This is a genomic window from Plantactinospora solaniradicis, from assembly GCF_042658085.1.
In the GTDB taxonomy this organism is placed as follows: Bacteria; Actinomycetota; Actinomycetes; order Mycobacteriales; family Micromonosporaceae; genus Plantactinospora; species Plantactinospora solaniradicis.
Genome location: NZ_JBHSPR010000068.1, coordinates 53,033 through 67,338 on the forward strand (window position 1 = coordinate 53,033; position 14,306 = coordinate 67,338).

10 protein-coding genes and 1 riboswitch are annotated in these 14,306 nt (G+C 72.7%); of the genes, 6 read left to right on the plus strand and 4 right to left on the minus strand.

Features of this window, described 5'->3' with window-relative positions; all coding sequences use genetic code 11:
- Nucleotides 1-4: 4 nt before the first annotated feature.
- From ACFP2T_RS42265 to ACFP2T_RS42275, 3 genes are all read right to left on the minus strand, one after another.
- Nucleotides 5-1,066: a glycosyltransferase family 2 protein gene (locus ACFP2T_RS42265; protein WP_377432548.1), complete on the minus strand. Its 1,062-nt coding sequence runs from the start codon at nucleotides 1,064-1,066 to the stop codon at nucleotides 5-7.
- Between the two features lie 97 nt (nucleotides 1,067-1,163).
- Nucleotides 1,164-2,885: a glycoside hydrolase family 3 protein gene (locus ACFP2T_RS42270; RefSeq protein ID WP_377432549.1), complete on the minus strand. Its 1,722-nt coding sequence runs from the start codon at nucleotides 2,883-2,885 to the stop codon at nucleotides 1,164-1,166.
- Between the two features lie 144 nt (nucleotides 2,886-3,029).
- A complete protein-coding gene (locus ACFP2T_RS42275; RefSeq protein ID WP_377432551.1) occupies nucleotides 3,030-3,521 on the minus strand; it encodes a DUF3145 domain-containing protein in 492 nt (163 codons plus the stop codon).
- A 349-nt stretch (nucleotides 3,522-3,870) separates the two neighbouring features.
- Here ACFP2T_RS42275 and ACFP2T_RS42280 point away from each other — a divergent pair, with 349 nt between their 5' ends.
- The 3 genes from ACFP2T_RS42280 (at nucleotide 3,871) to ACFP2T_RS42290 (ending at nucleotide 7,823) form a co-directional block, all read left to right on the plus strand.
- Nucleotides 3,871-4,200 (plus strand): hypothetical protein, encoded by a 330-nt coding sequence (locus ACFP2T_RS42280; protein ID WP_377432553.1) that lies wholly within the window; start codon nucleotides 3,871-3,873, stop codon nucleotides 4,198-4,200.
- A 262-nt stretch (nucleotides 4,201-4,462) separates the two neighbouring features.
- Complete coding sequence (locus ACFP2T_RS42285) at nucleotides 4,463-5,467, plus strand: alpha/beta fold hydrolase (protein WP_377432554.1); 1,005 nt, start codon at nucleotides 4,463-4,465, stop codon at nucleotides 5,465-5,467.
- A 241-nt stretch (nucleotides 5,468-5,708) separates the two neighbouring features.
- Nucleotides 5,709-7,823, plus strand: coding sequence for a HelD family protein (locus ACFP2T_RS42290; protein ID WP_377432556.1), 2,115 nt, complete (start codon nucleotides 5,709-5,711; stop codon nucleotides 7,821-7,823).
- A gap of 66 nt (nucleotides 7,824-7,889) precedes the next feature.
- Here the strand turns inward: ACFP2T_RS42290 and ACFP2T_RS42295 are convergent, their stop codons facing one another.
- Nucleotides 7,890-8,843, minus strand: coding sequence for an SMP-30/gluconolactonase/LRE family protein (locus ACFP2T_RS42295; protein ID WP_377432558.1), 954 nt, complete (start codon nucleotides 8,841-8,843; stop codon nucleotides 7,890-7,892).
- Nucleotides 8,844-9,232: 389 nt separating this feature from the next.
- Between ACFP2T_RS42295 and ACFP2T_RS42300 the strand changes: the two genes are divergently transcribed.
- The 3 genes from ACFP2T_RS42300 (at nucleotide 9,233) to ACFP2T_RS42310 (ending at nucleotide 14,268) form a co-directional block, all read left to right on the plus strand.
- A complete protein-coding gene (locus ACFP2T_RS42300; protein ID WP_377432560.1) occupies nucleotides 9,233-11,773 on the plus strand; it encodes an FtsX-like permease family protein in 2,541 nt (846 codons plus the stop codon).
- A 153-nt stretch (nucleotides 11,774-11,926) separates the two neighbouring features.
- On the plus strand, nucleotides 11,927-12,841 hold the full coding sequence (locus ACFP2T_RS42305; RefSeq protein ID WP_377432562.1) for a cation diffusion facilitator family transporter: 915 nt from the start codon (nucleotides 11,927-11,929) through the stop codon (nucleotides 12,839-12,841).
- A gap of 187 nt (nucleotides 12,842-13,028) precedes the next feature.
- A riboswitch (cyclic di-AMP (ydaO/yuaA leader) is annotated at nucleotides 13,029-13,157 on the plus strand.
- A gap of 4 nt (nucleotides 13,158-13,161) precedes the next feature.
- Nucleotides 13,162-14,268, plus strand: coding sequence for a coiled-coil domain-containing protein (locus ACFP2T_RS42310; protein WP_377432563.1), 1,107 nt, complete (start codon nucleotides 13,162-13,164; stop codon nucleotides 14,266-14,268).
- Nucleotides 14,269-14,306 lie beyond the last annotated feature (38 nt).

Sequence of the window (14,306 nt, forward strand, 5' to 3'; positions counted from 1 at the left end):
GCACTCACCGTGACGACCTCGTGGCGCCGTTCCGGGCCACCGGTGCCGCTGCCGCCGCGCCCGCGCTCCGGGTGAGCGGCTCACCGAGGTCGGGATCCGGCAACGGGTCCGGATCCGGATCCTCGATCAGGTCCGCGGTGTCCGAACCGACGAAGTAGCTGGGCCGACCCTGCACGGCGGCGTAGATCCGGGCGATGTACTCGCCGAGCAGCCCCAGGCAGAGCAACTGGACCGCGCCCAGGAACAGCACCGCGACGTAGAGCGAGGCCCAGCCGGTGACGGTGGAGTCGCGCAGATAGGCGATGATCGCCAGCACCAGCATCACGGTGCACAGCAGCATGCCGCCGGCACCGAGCCAGGTCGCCAGCCGCAGCGGTGCACCGGAGAAGCTGGTGATGCTGTCGGTGGCCAACCGGACCATCCGGGACAGCGAGTATTTCGTGCTGCCCGCCGCGCGCAGGGAGCGGACGTAGCGCACCTCGCCGCTGGGGAAGCCGAGCCACGGCACCACCAGCCGGAGCACCGGGCGACGCTCGGGCAACTCGCGCAGCGCCTCGACGGTCGCCCGGCTGAGCAGCCGGAAGTCGCCGGCCTGGGCCGGAACGGTGTTGCCGACGAGTCGGCGTACCAGTCGGTAGTAGAGGCCCGCAGTCGACCGTTTGAAGGCCGTGTCGGTGGACCGGTCGGCGCGTACCCCGTAGACGATGTCCAGGGTCTCGTCGCGCGCCAGCCGCAACATCTCGACCAGGACCTCCGGCGGATCCTGGAGGTCGGCGTCGATGCTGGCGACGTAGCCGCCCCGGGCCCGGAACAGGCCGGCGGTCAACGCCGCCTGGTGCCCGCTGTTCCGCCGCAGCCGGACGATCCGCAGTTGGGGCCAGCCGCGCCGCAGTCCGGCCAGGATGATCGGGGTCGCGTCGGTGCTTCCGTCGTCGACGGCGACCACCTCGTACGGCTCGCCGAGCCCGTCCAGCACCGGACGCAGCCGCTCGACCAGTAACGGAAGGACGCTCTCCTCGTTGAACATCGGCACGACCACGGACAGGGCCGGCTCCCGGCTCGTCACGATCCGTACACCCCCCGTCCCTGGATCTGCCGACAGCCGAACGCTACCAGCCGCCCGCGTGACCGATCTCACCAGCGCCGGGACCGCGCGTAACGCCTCAGCTCGCCGGACAGCTCGATCTGGGCAGGCCGGAGACCTGCACCGGAGACCGCCCGGTCGGCCTGGCCCGCCCGGCGAGTACGTCCGCCAACGCGGCGATCGACACCGCCGTCGACGAGTACGTCGCCAGCAGTACCGGCGATTTGGCCCGACCGAGCAGGTACGGCGTATCCATCGCCACCGTCACCGCCGCGTCGGCCCGCAGGTCGCCCGCGCCGTCGTCGTAGCCGACCAGGTGCACCACCTTGCCGCCGGACGGGACCACCCTGACCCCCGCCGCCCGCAGTGCCTTGATCAGTCGGTCCCGGCTGGCACCCCGGCCGTTCGCCGCGGTCACCGTCACCGGGCCGGTCACCGGCGCCACGCCGCAGCTACCCCGCAGCATCGTGATCGACGCCGCGGCCGCGCGCCGGGCGGCCTCCTGGTGACCGCTGCTGTTCAGCGTGCCCATCTCCGGCCGGGGGCGGTCGGCCAGCCGGAACTTCAGCGTCAGCACCCGGGTCACCGCCTCCAGCAGCCGGGCCCGGGGCAGCGAGCCGTCCCGCAGCGCGGCCAGCACCCCGTTGTACGCCTCGGCCACGTTCGGCGGCATCAGCACGATGTCGTTGCCGGCGTTGAGCGCCCGCACGGCAGTCTGGCCGGGCGGCTGCTCGGCGACCGCGGCCATGTCCATCGCGTCCGTCACCAGCACACCGGTGAAGCCGAGTTCGGTGCGGAGCACGTCGGTGAGGAGCTTGCGGGAGAAGGTGGCCGGTACACCGGGATCCACCGCCCGGACGTCGAGGTGTCCCGCCATGACCAGCCAGGCCCCGGCCGCGATCCCGGCCGCGAACGGCGGCAGGGCGAAGGAGTCGAGCTGCTTGCGGTTCTGCGTTACCACCGGCAGGCCCTTGTGCGAGTCGGCGGCGGTCTGGCCGTGCCCCGGGAAGTGCTTGAGGGTGGCCGCGACGCCCGCCCCCTGCAGGCCCCGGACGGCGGCGCCGACCTGGTTCGACGCCGCCTTCGGGTCCGAGCCGTACGACCGGGAGCCGATCACCTTGCTGTTCGCACCGAGGACGTCGGCGCTCGGCGCGAAGTCGACGTTCACCCCGAGGGCGGCGAGTTCGGTGCCGGCGCTCTGCCAGGCCGCCTCGGTGAGCGCGGGATCGCCGGCCGCGCCGAGGGCCATCGCGCTGGGCAGGTTGGTGACGCCCCCGGAGATCCGGGTGACCACACCGAACTCCTGGTCGATCCCGATCAGCGCCGGTACGGCACCGGCCGGCAGCTTGCCGGCCGCGGCCTGGAGGCCGGCGGTGAGGTCGTGTACCTGTTTCGGGTTGTCGACGTTGGTGGTCGGTTGGTTGGCCCCGGTGGGGTCGTCGGCGGAGAAGCCGACCAGGATCAACCCGCCCAGCCGGTACTTGGCGATCATCTGGGCCGGGGTCTCCACCCCGGCGAGCTTCCGGTTGCCGGCAGCCGACCCGCCGGACACCTTGGTGGCCGAGTTGCCGTAGGCGTACGGCATCAGCACCTGGCCGACCAGGTCCTCGTCGGAGAGGGTGCCGACCAGCTGGGCGGCCCGGGCCGCCGGATCCGGCGGTGCCGTCGGACCCGTACTGGACGGCGACGACGGCGCGGGCGTGGCTGTCTCGTCCCGGTCGGGCGTACCGGCGCAGCCGGAGACGATCAACAGGGAGATGGCGGCGAGCACGGCCGGAGCGCGCCGGAGGGGAGTCGACACGTCCGCTATCCCATCAGCCCGTCCCTGGCCGGGCAACTTGACCGTTGCCCGGCCAGGCCGACCGACCGGCTCGGCCGGTGCCGGAACGCCGCCCGGTCCGGCCGGTGCCGGAACGCCGCCGCCCGGTCCGGCCGCCAGACCGGCTCAGCCGACCCGGGTGAGCAGGGTGACCGGTGCGCCGTCCCCGGCGTACCGGTAGGGCTCCAACTCGGCGTCCCAGGCCGTACCCATCGCCTTGTCGAGGGCGTGCGCCAGTGCCTCCGGCGCGCGGGCGGACTCCATGATCGATCGGAGTCGGTCCTCGCCGAGCTGGATGTCGCCGGCCGCTCCGGCGGTGGCGCGGAAGAGCCCCCGACCGGGCACGTACATGAACCGCTCCCCGTCGACGCCGGGACTCGGTTCCTCGGTCACCTCGAAACGGATCATGGGCCACTGTCTCAGGGCAGCGGCCAGCTCCGCGCCGGTCCCTGGCCGGCCGGTCCACCCACATTCCGCTCGACGGGCGGCCGGATCGACCGGCTGGCCCGTCCAGTGCAGGGTGACCGGCGCGGTAAGGACGCGCGCGATCGCCCACTCGACGTGCTGGCACACGGCGAGTGGGGTCGAGTGGACGTATACGACGCCACGCGTTGGCACGGTGACCTCCCGGAGAGCGAGGTGCGTCTTCCCCTACGACCTCGCCTCACCGAGCGAGCCTCACCGAGCGATGCTGGAACACATGATGACGGTTGTGACGGATGGTACGCCAGGGATTCACGAAACTGCCCCGGGGGAATAGCCGTACCGGTGAGGGTAGTTGGACCCCATGTCAGCGGCGGTAGCCGACCGGTCATCACCGCTGTCGTGTAAAATTTGCCCGGCGGCGTCTGCCGCTCAAGTTCGGCCAGTACCCAAGCCGGGCGGCGCAGTACTTTTCCGGCGGCTCGCCGTCGGCTGTCCCCTCGGACTTTCCCGTCCTCCCGTACGTCATTCAAGGAGTACCGCCGTGGCGAGCAACACGTCCAAGACCGCGCGCGCATCCGTCCGCGCCGGCCAGGCCGGTCAGGGTGGCGCCCTGAGCGTGCTCGGTGAGTTCAAGTACCTGATCCCGCTCAATGGTGGCAAGCACGCCTACGTGCGGAACCTGACCAACGGCAAGACCTCGCACCTGCGTACGGACTCCGAGGCGTTCGTCGAGGAGATCCGGGTGCTGGCCGGTGCCGGTCACGCCATCAAGATCCGCGCCGAGCTGAACAACCTGGCCGCCGCGTACCCGAGCGACGGCTGGGACACCTGCGAGAAGCGCCTGGTCGAGGCCGGCGTCTTCGAGGCCTGAGCCGATCGGCTCACGCCCGACCGGTTCGCGACGCACCACCGAACATCCGTAACGCCCCGGCACGCGGTTTCCCCGTGCCGGGGCGTTCACGCGTCTTTCGGATCAGGATGATTCACCGCCGGGCGGTGCGGGTACTCAACGGTCGGCGACGTGCTCCGGCACGAGGAAACCCGACAGATCCACCCGCCCCGCCGGGAACGTCGCATCGGGCAGGATTGTTACCCGTGGGTACGGCTTACCCCGGTGCGACGCGGAGGTGACCATGCCCGACCCCGGCTCGGTACGACTGGCGGACGGCGTCCGGCTGCATGTCCACACGTCGGGCCCCGACACCGCCGGCCTGACGGTCCTGCTGCTGCACGGCTGGACCCTGGACGGGCGTACCTGGCACCGGCAGGTGGCCGCGCTGCGCGAGGCGTTCGGCGCGGCGGTACGCGTGGTCACCTACGACGCGCGCGGACACGGCAGGTCCGGTCCGGCCACCCTGCACTCGGCCACCCTGGCGCAGCTCGGCGACGACCTGGCCGAGGTGATCGCCGAGGTGGCACCGACCGGCCCGATCGTGCTGGCCGGACACTCGATGGGCGGCATGACCCTGATGGAGTACGCCCACCGGCATCCCGAGGACTTCGCCCGTCGGGTCGCCGGCCTGGTCTTCGTCTCCACCACCGCCGAGGGCCACACCCACACCGGCTACGGCGTGCCGGGGCCGGTCGCCCGGCTGATCCGGATCGCCGAGCTGGCCGGCGCCGGACTCCTGGCCCGGTGCGGCGGCTGGCGGACTCCCCTGCCGCTGCTCTACGCGCTCCGCCCGACCCTGCGTTGGCTGCTCTTCGGCGACGCGTGCGAATCGGACGACATCCGGCTCACCACGTCGGCGGTGGCCCGCGCCTCGCTGGTCTCGATCGGCGGGTTCCGCCCGTCCATCGGCGCCCAGAGCCGGCTGGCGACCCTCGCCGAGCTGGGCGAGCTACCGGCGGCGGCCCTGGTCGGCGACCGGGACCGGCTCACCCCGCCGCCCTGCGCGGTGTCGATCGCCGAGGCGCTGCCGTCGGCCGAACTGACGGTGTGTCCGGGCGCCGGACACATGCTGATGCTGGAACGCGCCGACGAGGTGACCACCGCACTGCTCTCGGTGACGGAGCGGGCGATGTCGCGGCCGAAGGTGGTCCGGAAGGCTGCGGCGCGGGTCGGGGCCAAGGCCGCCAGATCGATCGTGAAACAGCCACGACGCCGGGAAGACCGCCGCGGCGCACCGTGCACGTGAGCTACGGCAGCCCGACCACCACCAGTCACCGACGCGACGGGGAACGCGCCGAACGCGGCCAACGTCACATCGCGGGCGGTCATCGTCACACCGAGGACGTCGAGCGGACCAGGCGCGGCGGAGCCCGGCCGAGCGGGCACGGCGTACCCTCGCTTCCTGGCAATTATGCGGCACCCGAGCGGCCGGACCGATGGTCCCGGACGACGGCGTGGCCAGATATCGATCTCCGGGAGCATTCGCGTTGACCGACCACACCACGCTGCAGCAGGAGATCGAAGCCGAACAGCGCCATCTCGATCGGGTCTACGCCCGGCTGGCGCAGTTGCGGCGCTCCGCCGCGTTGGCCGAGAAGGAGGGCTACCAGCTGGCCCGGGTGGGCAACTTCGGCGCGCTGGTCGAACGCGACGCGATGGTCTTCCACGCCGCCCGGCGCCGGCACACCCTCGACGCGGAGCACGAGGGCCTGGTCTTCGGCCGGTTGGACCTCCGGTCCGGCCAGGTGCTGCACATCGGCCGGTTGGGCGTACGCGGTGAGCACGCCGAACCACTCGTGATCGACTGGCGGGCGCCGGCCGCCGCCGCCTTCTACCAGGCCACCGCGGCGGACCCGCGCGACGTCGTACGGCGTCGGGTGATCTCGTCCACCGGCGAGCGGGTGACCCGGATCGAGGACGACCTGCTCGATCCGGCGGCGGCGCCCGACGGGATGCGGGTGGTCGGCGACGGCGCCCTGCTCGCGACGCTGTCCCGGACCACCGGCCGGGGAATGCGCGACATCGTCGCCACCATCCAGCGGGAGCAGGACGAGGCGATCCGCTCCCCCGCCGGCGGGGTGACCATGGTGTCCGGCGGGCCGGGGACCGGCAAGACGGCGGTGGCCCTGCACCGGGCCGCCTACCTGCTCTACTCCGACCGCAACCGGTTCGCCGGCGGCGGCGTACTGGTGGTGGGTCCGTCCGCCGTCTTCGTCGAGTACATCGCCTCGGTGCTGCCCTCGCTGGGCGAGAACGCCGCGACCCTGCAATCGCTGGGATCGATGTTCGACGGGGTGACCGCCCGCCACACCGATCCGGCGGCGGTCGCCGCGATCAAGGGGTCGCTACGGATGCGCCGGGTGCTGGAGCGGGCGGCCCGGGACCAGGTTCCGGACGCACCCGGCGAACTGCGGCTGCTGTACCGGGGCGAACTGCTCCGGCTCACCGCCACCGAACTGGAGACGATCCGGACCCGGGCACTACCGCCGGGTGCCCGGCGCAACGAGGTACGCCGGGCCGGCTTCGACGGGATCTTCAACGCGCTCTGGACCCAGGTGCAGCGGCTACGGGTCGGTCGACTGCCCGACCAGCGGACCTTCGAGGACGAGATCGCCGAACGGTCCGAATTCCGGGACTTCCTCCGGGCCTGGTGGCCCCGGCTGCACCCCCGGCACGTGCTGGCCTGGTTCGCTCGGCCGGAGCGGCTGCGCCGGTACACCGCCGGTCTGTTGTCGAACGCCGAGTCCCGGCTGCTCGCCGACGCGTACCGCAGGATGGACACCGACGGGCTCAGCGTCGGCGACGTGGCCCTGCTCGACGAACTCGACAACCTGCTCGGTCGACCGGCACAGCCGGCACGTCGCAAGCGCGACCCGTACCAACTGATCGGCGGGGTCCGCGAGGTGACCACCTACGCGGACCGGCAGCGGGCCAGCCGGGCCGCGCGCGACGAGCGGCCGGCGGACTACCGCGAGTACGCCCACGTGGTGGTCGACGAGTCCCAGGACGTCTCACCGATGCAGTGGCGGATGCTCGGCCGTCGGGGCCGGCTGGCCTCCTGGACGGTGGTCGGCGACCCGGCCCAGACCGCCTGGACCGGCGACCCGGCCGAGCTGTCCCGGGCCCGGAACAAGGCCCTGGGCCGGCGACCCCGGCACGAGTTCACGCTCTCCACCAACTACCGCAACTCGGCGGAGATCTTCGCGGTGGCGGCGCGGGCGATCCGCGAGGTCTTCCCCGACCTGCCGCTGCCGGTCGCGGTCCGGAGCACCGGAGTACAGCCGGTGGAGCTGACCGTGCCACCCGCCGACCTGCCCGAAGCCGTCCGCGAAGCGACCACCAAACTCCTCGCCGAGGTCGAAGGAACGGTCGGGGTGATCGCCCCGGTGCCACGCCTGGCCGAGGTCCAAGGCTGGCTCTCCCCGACCCCCGACCCCCGACTCCAGGTGGTCGACACCATGCAGGCCAAGGGCATGGAGTACGACGGTGTCGTGCTGGTCGCCCCCGCCGAGATCCGGGCCGATTCGGCCGCCGGCACACGCACCCTCTACGTCGCCCTCTCCCGGGCCACCCAGCGCCTCACCACCGTCGAACCCGGGTAAGGAAGGGCCCCTTCTTATCGTTTTTAGTAGAAGAAGGGGCCCTTCTTAACCGTTCTGCCGTGAGGCTCAGGGGCGCGGAACCGCCACCGCCGTGTACGGCGTGGTCGGGGTCGGTGGGGTGGTGAAGCGGGCGTTCGGCAGGTAGAGCCGCTTCCCGTACGCCGCCACCGTCGTAGGTACGTCGAATCCGGCGTCGGTGACGCGTTCGACCACCCGACCGGTGTCACCGGCCCGGTCCAGCCGGAGTACGGCCAGAGTGTTCAGCCGGTTCTGCACCACGTAGAGGGTCCGGCCGTCGAGCAGCAGGCCGTCCCCGTTGGTGAGCAGTTCCGCACCGAGGTCGACCGTCCGGGTCACCCCGGTCGCCGGGTCGACCCGGAACAGCAGACCGGTGCCGGACTGCACGATCAGCAGCGCCCTGCCGTCCGGGGTCCGGGCGATCCCGTTGGCGTTGATGCCGGTGCCGTAGACGATGTCGCCGGTCAGCGGCACCCGGACCACGCCGTCGGCGGCCGGCAGGGCACCGTGCCGACCCAGCGGCACCCGGTAGAGCACCGGGTTGGTCGAGTCGGTGAACCAGGCCGCGTCCGGGGTGAGCACGACGTCGTTGACGAAACTCGGCTGGTCGGTGAACCGGTAACTGGCCAGCAGTTGTCCGGTCCGGGTGTCGATCACCCGGCCGTCCCCGCCGGACCCACCGGCGACGAAGAGGCGACCTCGGGCGTCGACCTTCATGCCCAGGGACGGGGTGCCCGGTCCAGCGTTGATCACCTTTCCCCGGCCGGTGAGCAGGCTGGCCTGGTAGATCGCCCCGGTGGCCCGGGATCCGAAGTACGCGTACGGCAGCGTGCCGATCGCGATCCCCTCCGGCTGGAAGCCGGCGGGGAGGTCGATGGTCGATGGTCCGAGCGAGGTACGACCCCCCGCGCCGGCAGGCACGGCGGCGGTGGTGGCCACCAACGTGGCGGCCAGGGACAGGGTGGCGGCGACCAGGACGGGGATACGTCGGCGGCGACGCATTGATAGCTCCCTTCACGGCCCGGTCCGGCCCCGCGCCGCAGGCCCGGACCGGTGGGCGGCCTCGGCCGGTCCGACCCGGTCCACACCTCGCGACCCGCAACCGCCGGGCATCGACGAGTGTCACCTGGAACAGCTTTCGATGATGCCAGGTGCCGAGCTGTCCGCATCTCGACATCTCGATCGCCTCGGCGGCCCGGTCCCGGTGACACTGGCCGGATGCGGCCCGAGCCCGGTGACATCCACCCGACCCGGCCCCGACCGCATGACACCCGCCCGGGGCGGCCTCAACCGCGCATCGCCCGCCCGGCGCGGCCCCAACCGCGCATCGCCCGCCCGGCGCGGTCCGACGGGCCGGTCGGCACCCACTCCTGCCCGGTTCCGGCGGCGGAGTGAACCGGCCGCTGCTCCGCCTTGCCCTGGCCGGTCTGCGCGCCCACGCCGTACGGCTCGCCCTGACCGGCTTCGCGGTCGTGATGGCGGTCGGCTTCCTGGCCGGCACGCTCGTCTACGGCGACACGGCGCGCTCGGCGTTCTACACCGACCTGGCCCGCTCGGCCCGGAACGTGGACGTGGTGGTGGAGCCGGAGACCGGGCTCGTCCCCCCGGCGGCCGTCGAGCGGATCCGCGACGTGGACGGGGTGGCGGCGGTGGACGGGCGGGTGATCGCCTGGCTCGGCGTACTGGACCGGAACGGTCGGCCGATCGAGAGTCAGGAGCACATCGGCTACGCCCTGTCGGTGCCCGGCGTCGCCGCGCTGGCCCCGTACGACCTGGCTGCCGGCCGGCTGCCCCGGGCTCCCGGCGAGATCGCCGTGGACCGTGCGACGGTGGCCGGCGCCGGATTCGTACCGGACGGGCCGGTGACCGTGCTGGACCAGGCGGGTGCCCCACACCGGATGCGGCTGGTCGGCGTACTCGATCTCGGGGTGAACCGGCTCTTCGGCGGGTCCGCGGTCGCCGCGCTGAACCCCGCCGACCTGGACACGTTGACCGGTACCACCGACTACGCCCAGGTGGTGGTCCGCGCGGCCGGCGGCACCGATCCGGCCGAGCTGCGGGACCGGGTGGCCGCCGCGGTGGGGCCGGGCCACCAGACCATGACCGGGGCCGGGCTGCGGGACCGGCTCGCCCGGCAGGCGGCGAAGTACGTCGACGGCTTCCTCGCGGTACTGCTCGGCTTCGGGCTGGTATCGCTGACCGTCTCGGCGTTCGTGATCTACAACACCTTCGCCATGCTGGGCGCGCAGCGGGCCCGGGAGCTGAGCCTGCTGCGGTGTGTCGGCGCGTCCCGGCGGCAGGTCGCCGGCGCCGTACTCCTGGAGGCGAGCATCCTCGGCCTGCTCGCCTCGCTCGGCGGCCTGCTGGCGAGCCTGCTGGTCGGGTACGGCCTGATCCGGGGCCGGGAGCTGGTGGCCTCGGACATCCCGCTGCACGCGCCGGTGGTCCGCTGGCCGACCGTGGCGGTCGCGCTCGGCTTCGGCACCCTGGTCGCGGTGCTGGCGGCGCTGGTGCCGGCGCTGGACGCCGGTCGGGTGCCGCCGCTGGCCGCGCTGCTGGCCCGGGACACCACCGAGGCCGGCGCCGGGCGCGGGCGCCGGCCGCGCCTGCGGATCGCGCTCGCCGGGACGCTGACCGGGGTGGGCGTGCTCGCCGTCCTGACCGGACTACCGCTGGCCTTTCCGGGGCTGCCGCTGGTGCTCGGCGGCGGCATGGTCGTCCTCCTCGGCGCGGTGGTCGCGGCGCCGCTGCTGGTCCCCCGGGCGGTCCGGCTGGTCGGTTGGCTGCCCGCCCGGATCTTCGGCCCGGTGGTACGGCTGGCCGTCGCCAATGCCCGCCGCAACCCGCGCCGGGCCGCGGCGACGACATCGGCGCTGGCCATCGGGGTGGCCCTGATGGCGATGTTCAGCGTGCTGCTGGCGACCGCCCGGGACCAGGCCGGACGCGAGTTGACCGAGAACTTCCCGGTGGAGTTCGTGCTCGACCGGGTCCGGACCGACGGCGACCCCTCGGCGGTACGCGGACCGCTGCCCGCCGGGCTGGCGTCTCGGCTGCGGGCCGACCCGGCGTTCGCCACGGTGGCCGAGGTACGCCGGGCCACGGCCCCGCTGGACGCCGGGATCCGGATCTGGGCGGTGCCGCCCGAGCAGTTTCGCGGACCGATCCGCCCCGAGGTGACCGCCGGCAGCCTGACCGGACTGGGCCCGGGGACGGTGGCGCTGAACCGGCAGTTCGCCCAGGAGCGCGGCCTCGGGATCGGGGATCGGCTCGCCCTGGGGCCGTCGGGCCCGCTGACCGTGGTCGCGCTGTACGACGACGCGCCCACCGACGGCGCCGCCCTGGTCTCCTGGCCGCAGTTCCTCGCCACGTACGGCGTGGGTGGCCCGGACCGGCTCCTCGTCGACCTGGCGCCCGGGGTGTCGACCGCGGCCGGCCGGCAGGCCCTCGACACGGTGCTGGTCGACTATCCGGCGGTCCGGGTCCGTGGCCTCGCCGATCAGGCGGACGCGCTGTCGGCGACCCTCGACGAGCTGCTGGGCATCTTCGCGGCCCTGCTCGGCATGTCGGTGCTGATCGCGGTGCTGGGGATCGGCAACACCCTCGCGCTGTCGGTGTTCGAACGTCGCCGGGAGTCCGCGACCGTCCGGGCGTTGGGCCTGTCCCGCCGGCAACTGGCGGGCATGCTGCTGGCCGAGGCGGCACTGGTCGCGGCGGTCGGGACGCTGTCCGGGACCGTCCTGGGAGCCGGCCTCGGCGCGGCGGCGGCGGTGGGCCTGATCGGCAGCTACGGGCACGGGCTGCCGGTCGTACCGATCGGTCAGCTCGCGCTCTGCGCGGCGCTGGCGGCCACGGCGGCGGTACTGGCCAGTCTGCTGCCGGCCCGGCGGGCTGGCCGGGCGCCGATCGTCGCCGCCCTCGCCGACGACGAATGACCGACCCCCGTGGGGGCGAGGGACGACGGATGGCCGACCCCGCAGGGTACGGAGCGGACCACTTCCTATCGTTTTCTGGATAGGAGGGCTCTCCGGCCAACCCGCGCCCGGCAGTATCGACAGCGGGGTGGGCCGAGCGAGGAAGGTGTGCGGGTGGGGGCAGGCCATGACCACGGGGGGCAACTGACCCGCGCGGCGGAGCGGCACCTGGGACGACTGTGGGGTGCCTTCGCGCTGCTCGCCGCCCTGATGGTCGTCGAGGCGGTCGCCGCGCTGGTCACCGGGTCGCTGGCGCTGCTCTCCGACGCCGGGCACATGTTCACCGACGTACTCGGGATCGGGATGGCCCTGGCCGCGATCACGGCGGGCCGCCGGGCCGTCGGTGACCCGCAGCGGACCTTCGGTCTGTACCGCCTGGAGGTGCTGGCGGCGCTGGCCAACGCGGTACTGCTGTTCGGGGTGGCCCTCTACGTGCTGGTCGAGGCGGTACGACGGTTCGGCGACCCGCCGGAGGTCGCGGCCGGCCCGATGCTGCTGGTGGCGACGCTCGGACTGCTGGCCAACCTGGCGGCGTTCTGGCTGCTCCGGGCGGGGGCCCGGGAGAGCATCAACCTGCGCGGCGCCTACCTGGAGGTCCTCGGCGACCTGCTCAACTCGGCCGGCGTGATCGTCGCCGCCGTGGTGATCCTCTTTACCGGCTGGCGCTGGGCCGACCCGATCGTGGCGCTGGCCGTCGGGCTGTTCATCCTGCCCCGCACCTGGCGTCTCGGCCGCAGCGCGGTACGCATCCTGGTGCAGGCCGCTCCGGAGCACCTCGACGTGGCCGCGGTCCGGACCCGGCTGTCCGACGTACCCGGGGTCTGCGACGTGCATGACCTGCACGTCTGGACCCTCACCTCCGGCATGGAGGTCGCGTCGGCGCATCTCACCCTGGACACCGGCGCGGAGGTCGCCGCCGTGCTCGCCGCGGCCCGCTCGGCGCTGAGCGAGGACTTTCACATCTCGCACGCCACGCTCCAGGTGGAGCCGAGGACCGCCGCCGGTGGTTGTGGTCCCACGGACTGGTAGCCAGTGAGGCTCACCGATAGTTAGCCGCATCTTAAATTTCGGCGCGTCACCGACCGAGTTTGTCCGGTTACTTCCGTCCGAAACGGGAGAATTCGGGATCCAAACCCGAACACTGCACGTGTCCCCGGCCGAGAACTGCCGGTAGGCTCGGCCCCGGTCTTCGCTAGGTGGCACCTTTCGGTGCCTGCGGGGGCCGTCGCCTAATCGCCACGCGCGAGCCGGGGAACCACGTACCAGGGGTGCATCCGCGTCAGCGGTAGGGATCTTCCGTCCCGAACCCGTCAGCTAACCCGGTCGGCGGCTGACGGAAGGAAGCTGTCATGCCGTTCCTGGCACCCACCCGAACGTCTCCGACCTTCGTCTGGCGCGCCCCGACAACCGCCCGGAAGGCGGCAGCCCGGCTCGCCGCCGTGGCAACCACGGTGCTCACCCTGGGCGTGCTCGTCGCGACCCTGGGCGCCACACCCGGGTACGCAGCACCCGGCACGCTGGCAGTGGCACCCAGTAGCAGCAGTGAAGACGAGGGAGGCAGCGACAGCCTGCGCGAGCAGCTCCAGACGGCCAGCAAGGGCTACGTCAACGCCAAGAACAAGTTGGACAACTCCGTCAAACGACAGAAGGAACTGACCACCCGCCTCGGGACGCTGCGTACCGAGGTGACGACCCGGAGCGAACGGGTCGCCCAGATGGCCGGAATGGCGTACCGGACCGGTCGGCTGGGGCAGGTGTCCGCCCTGCTCAACAGCGGTTCCCCGACCAGCCTGGTGGACCGGGCCGCCGCCCTCGACACGATCTCGGCGAACGAGAGCCGCGAGCTGCGCGGCCTGCGGGAGAGCATCGAGGAGGAGACCCGGGCGAAGGAAGCACTCGACCAGGAGATCCGCGAGCAGCGCAAGCAGGTCGAGGTGATGGAGACCCGCAAGAAGCAGGCCGAGAAGGCGCTCGCGGCAGCCAACAGCGGCGGCTCCAGCTCGGGGATCAGCGGCAGCGGCGCCGCATCGGCCAGGCCCGCGCCGCGCAACGCCGACGGGTCCTTCCCGGACGAGTCGTGCTCCCTCAACGACCCGACCACCAGCGGATGCATCACGGCGCGCACGCTCCACGCGCTGAACCAGGCCAAGGCGGCCGGTTTCACTCGCTACGTCTCCTGCTTCCGCAGCGGCGGCAGCGGCGAGCACCCCAAGGGTCAGGCGTGCGACTTCGCCGCCCAGAAGGGTGGATTCGGCGGAGTGGCGACCGGCGGCGACCGGACGTACGGCAACAACCTGGCGGCGTACTTCGTGCGGAACGCCGACCGGCTGGGCGTGCTGTACGTGATCTGGTTCAAGCAGATCTGGCTGCCGAGCAGTGGTTGGAAGACGTACAACAGCGGTAACGGCGATCCGTCCAGCGACCACACGAACCACGTACATCTGTCGATGAACTGAGGCCGTCCGCCGGCACCGCCCGCCACCCCTGGGCGGTG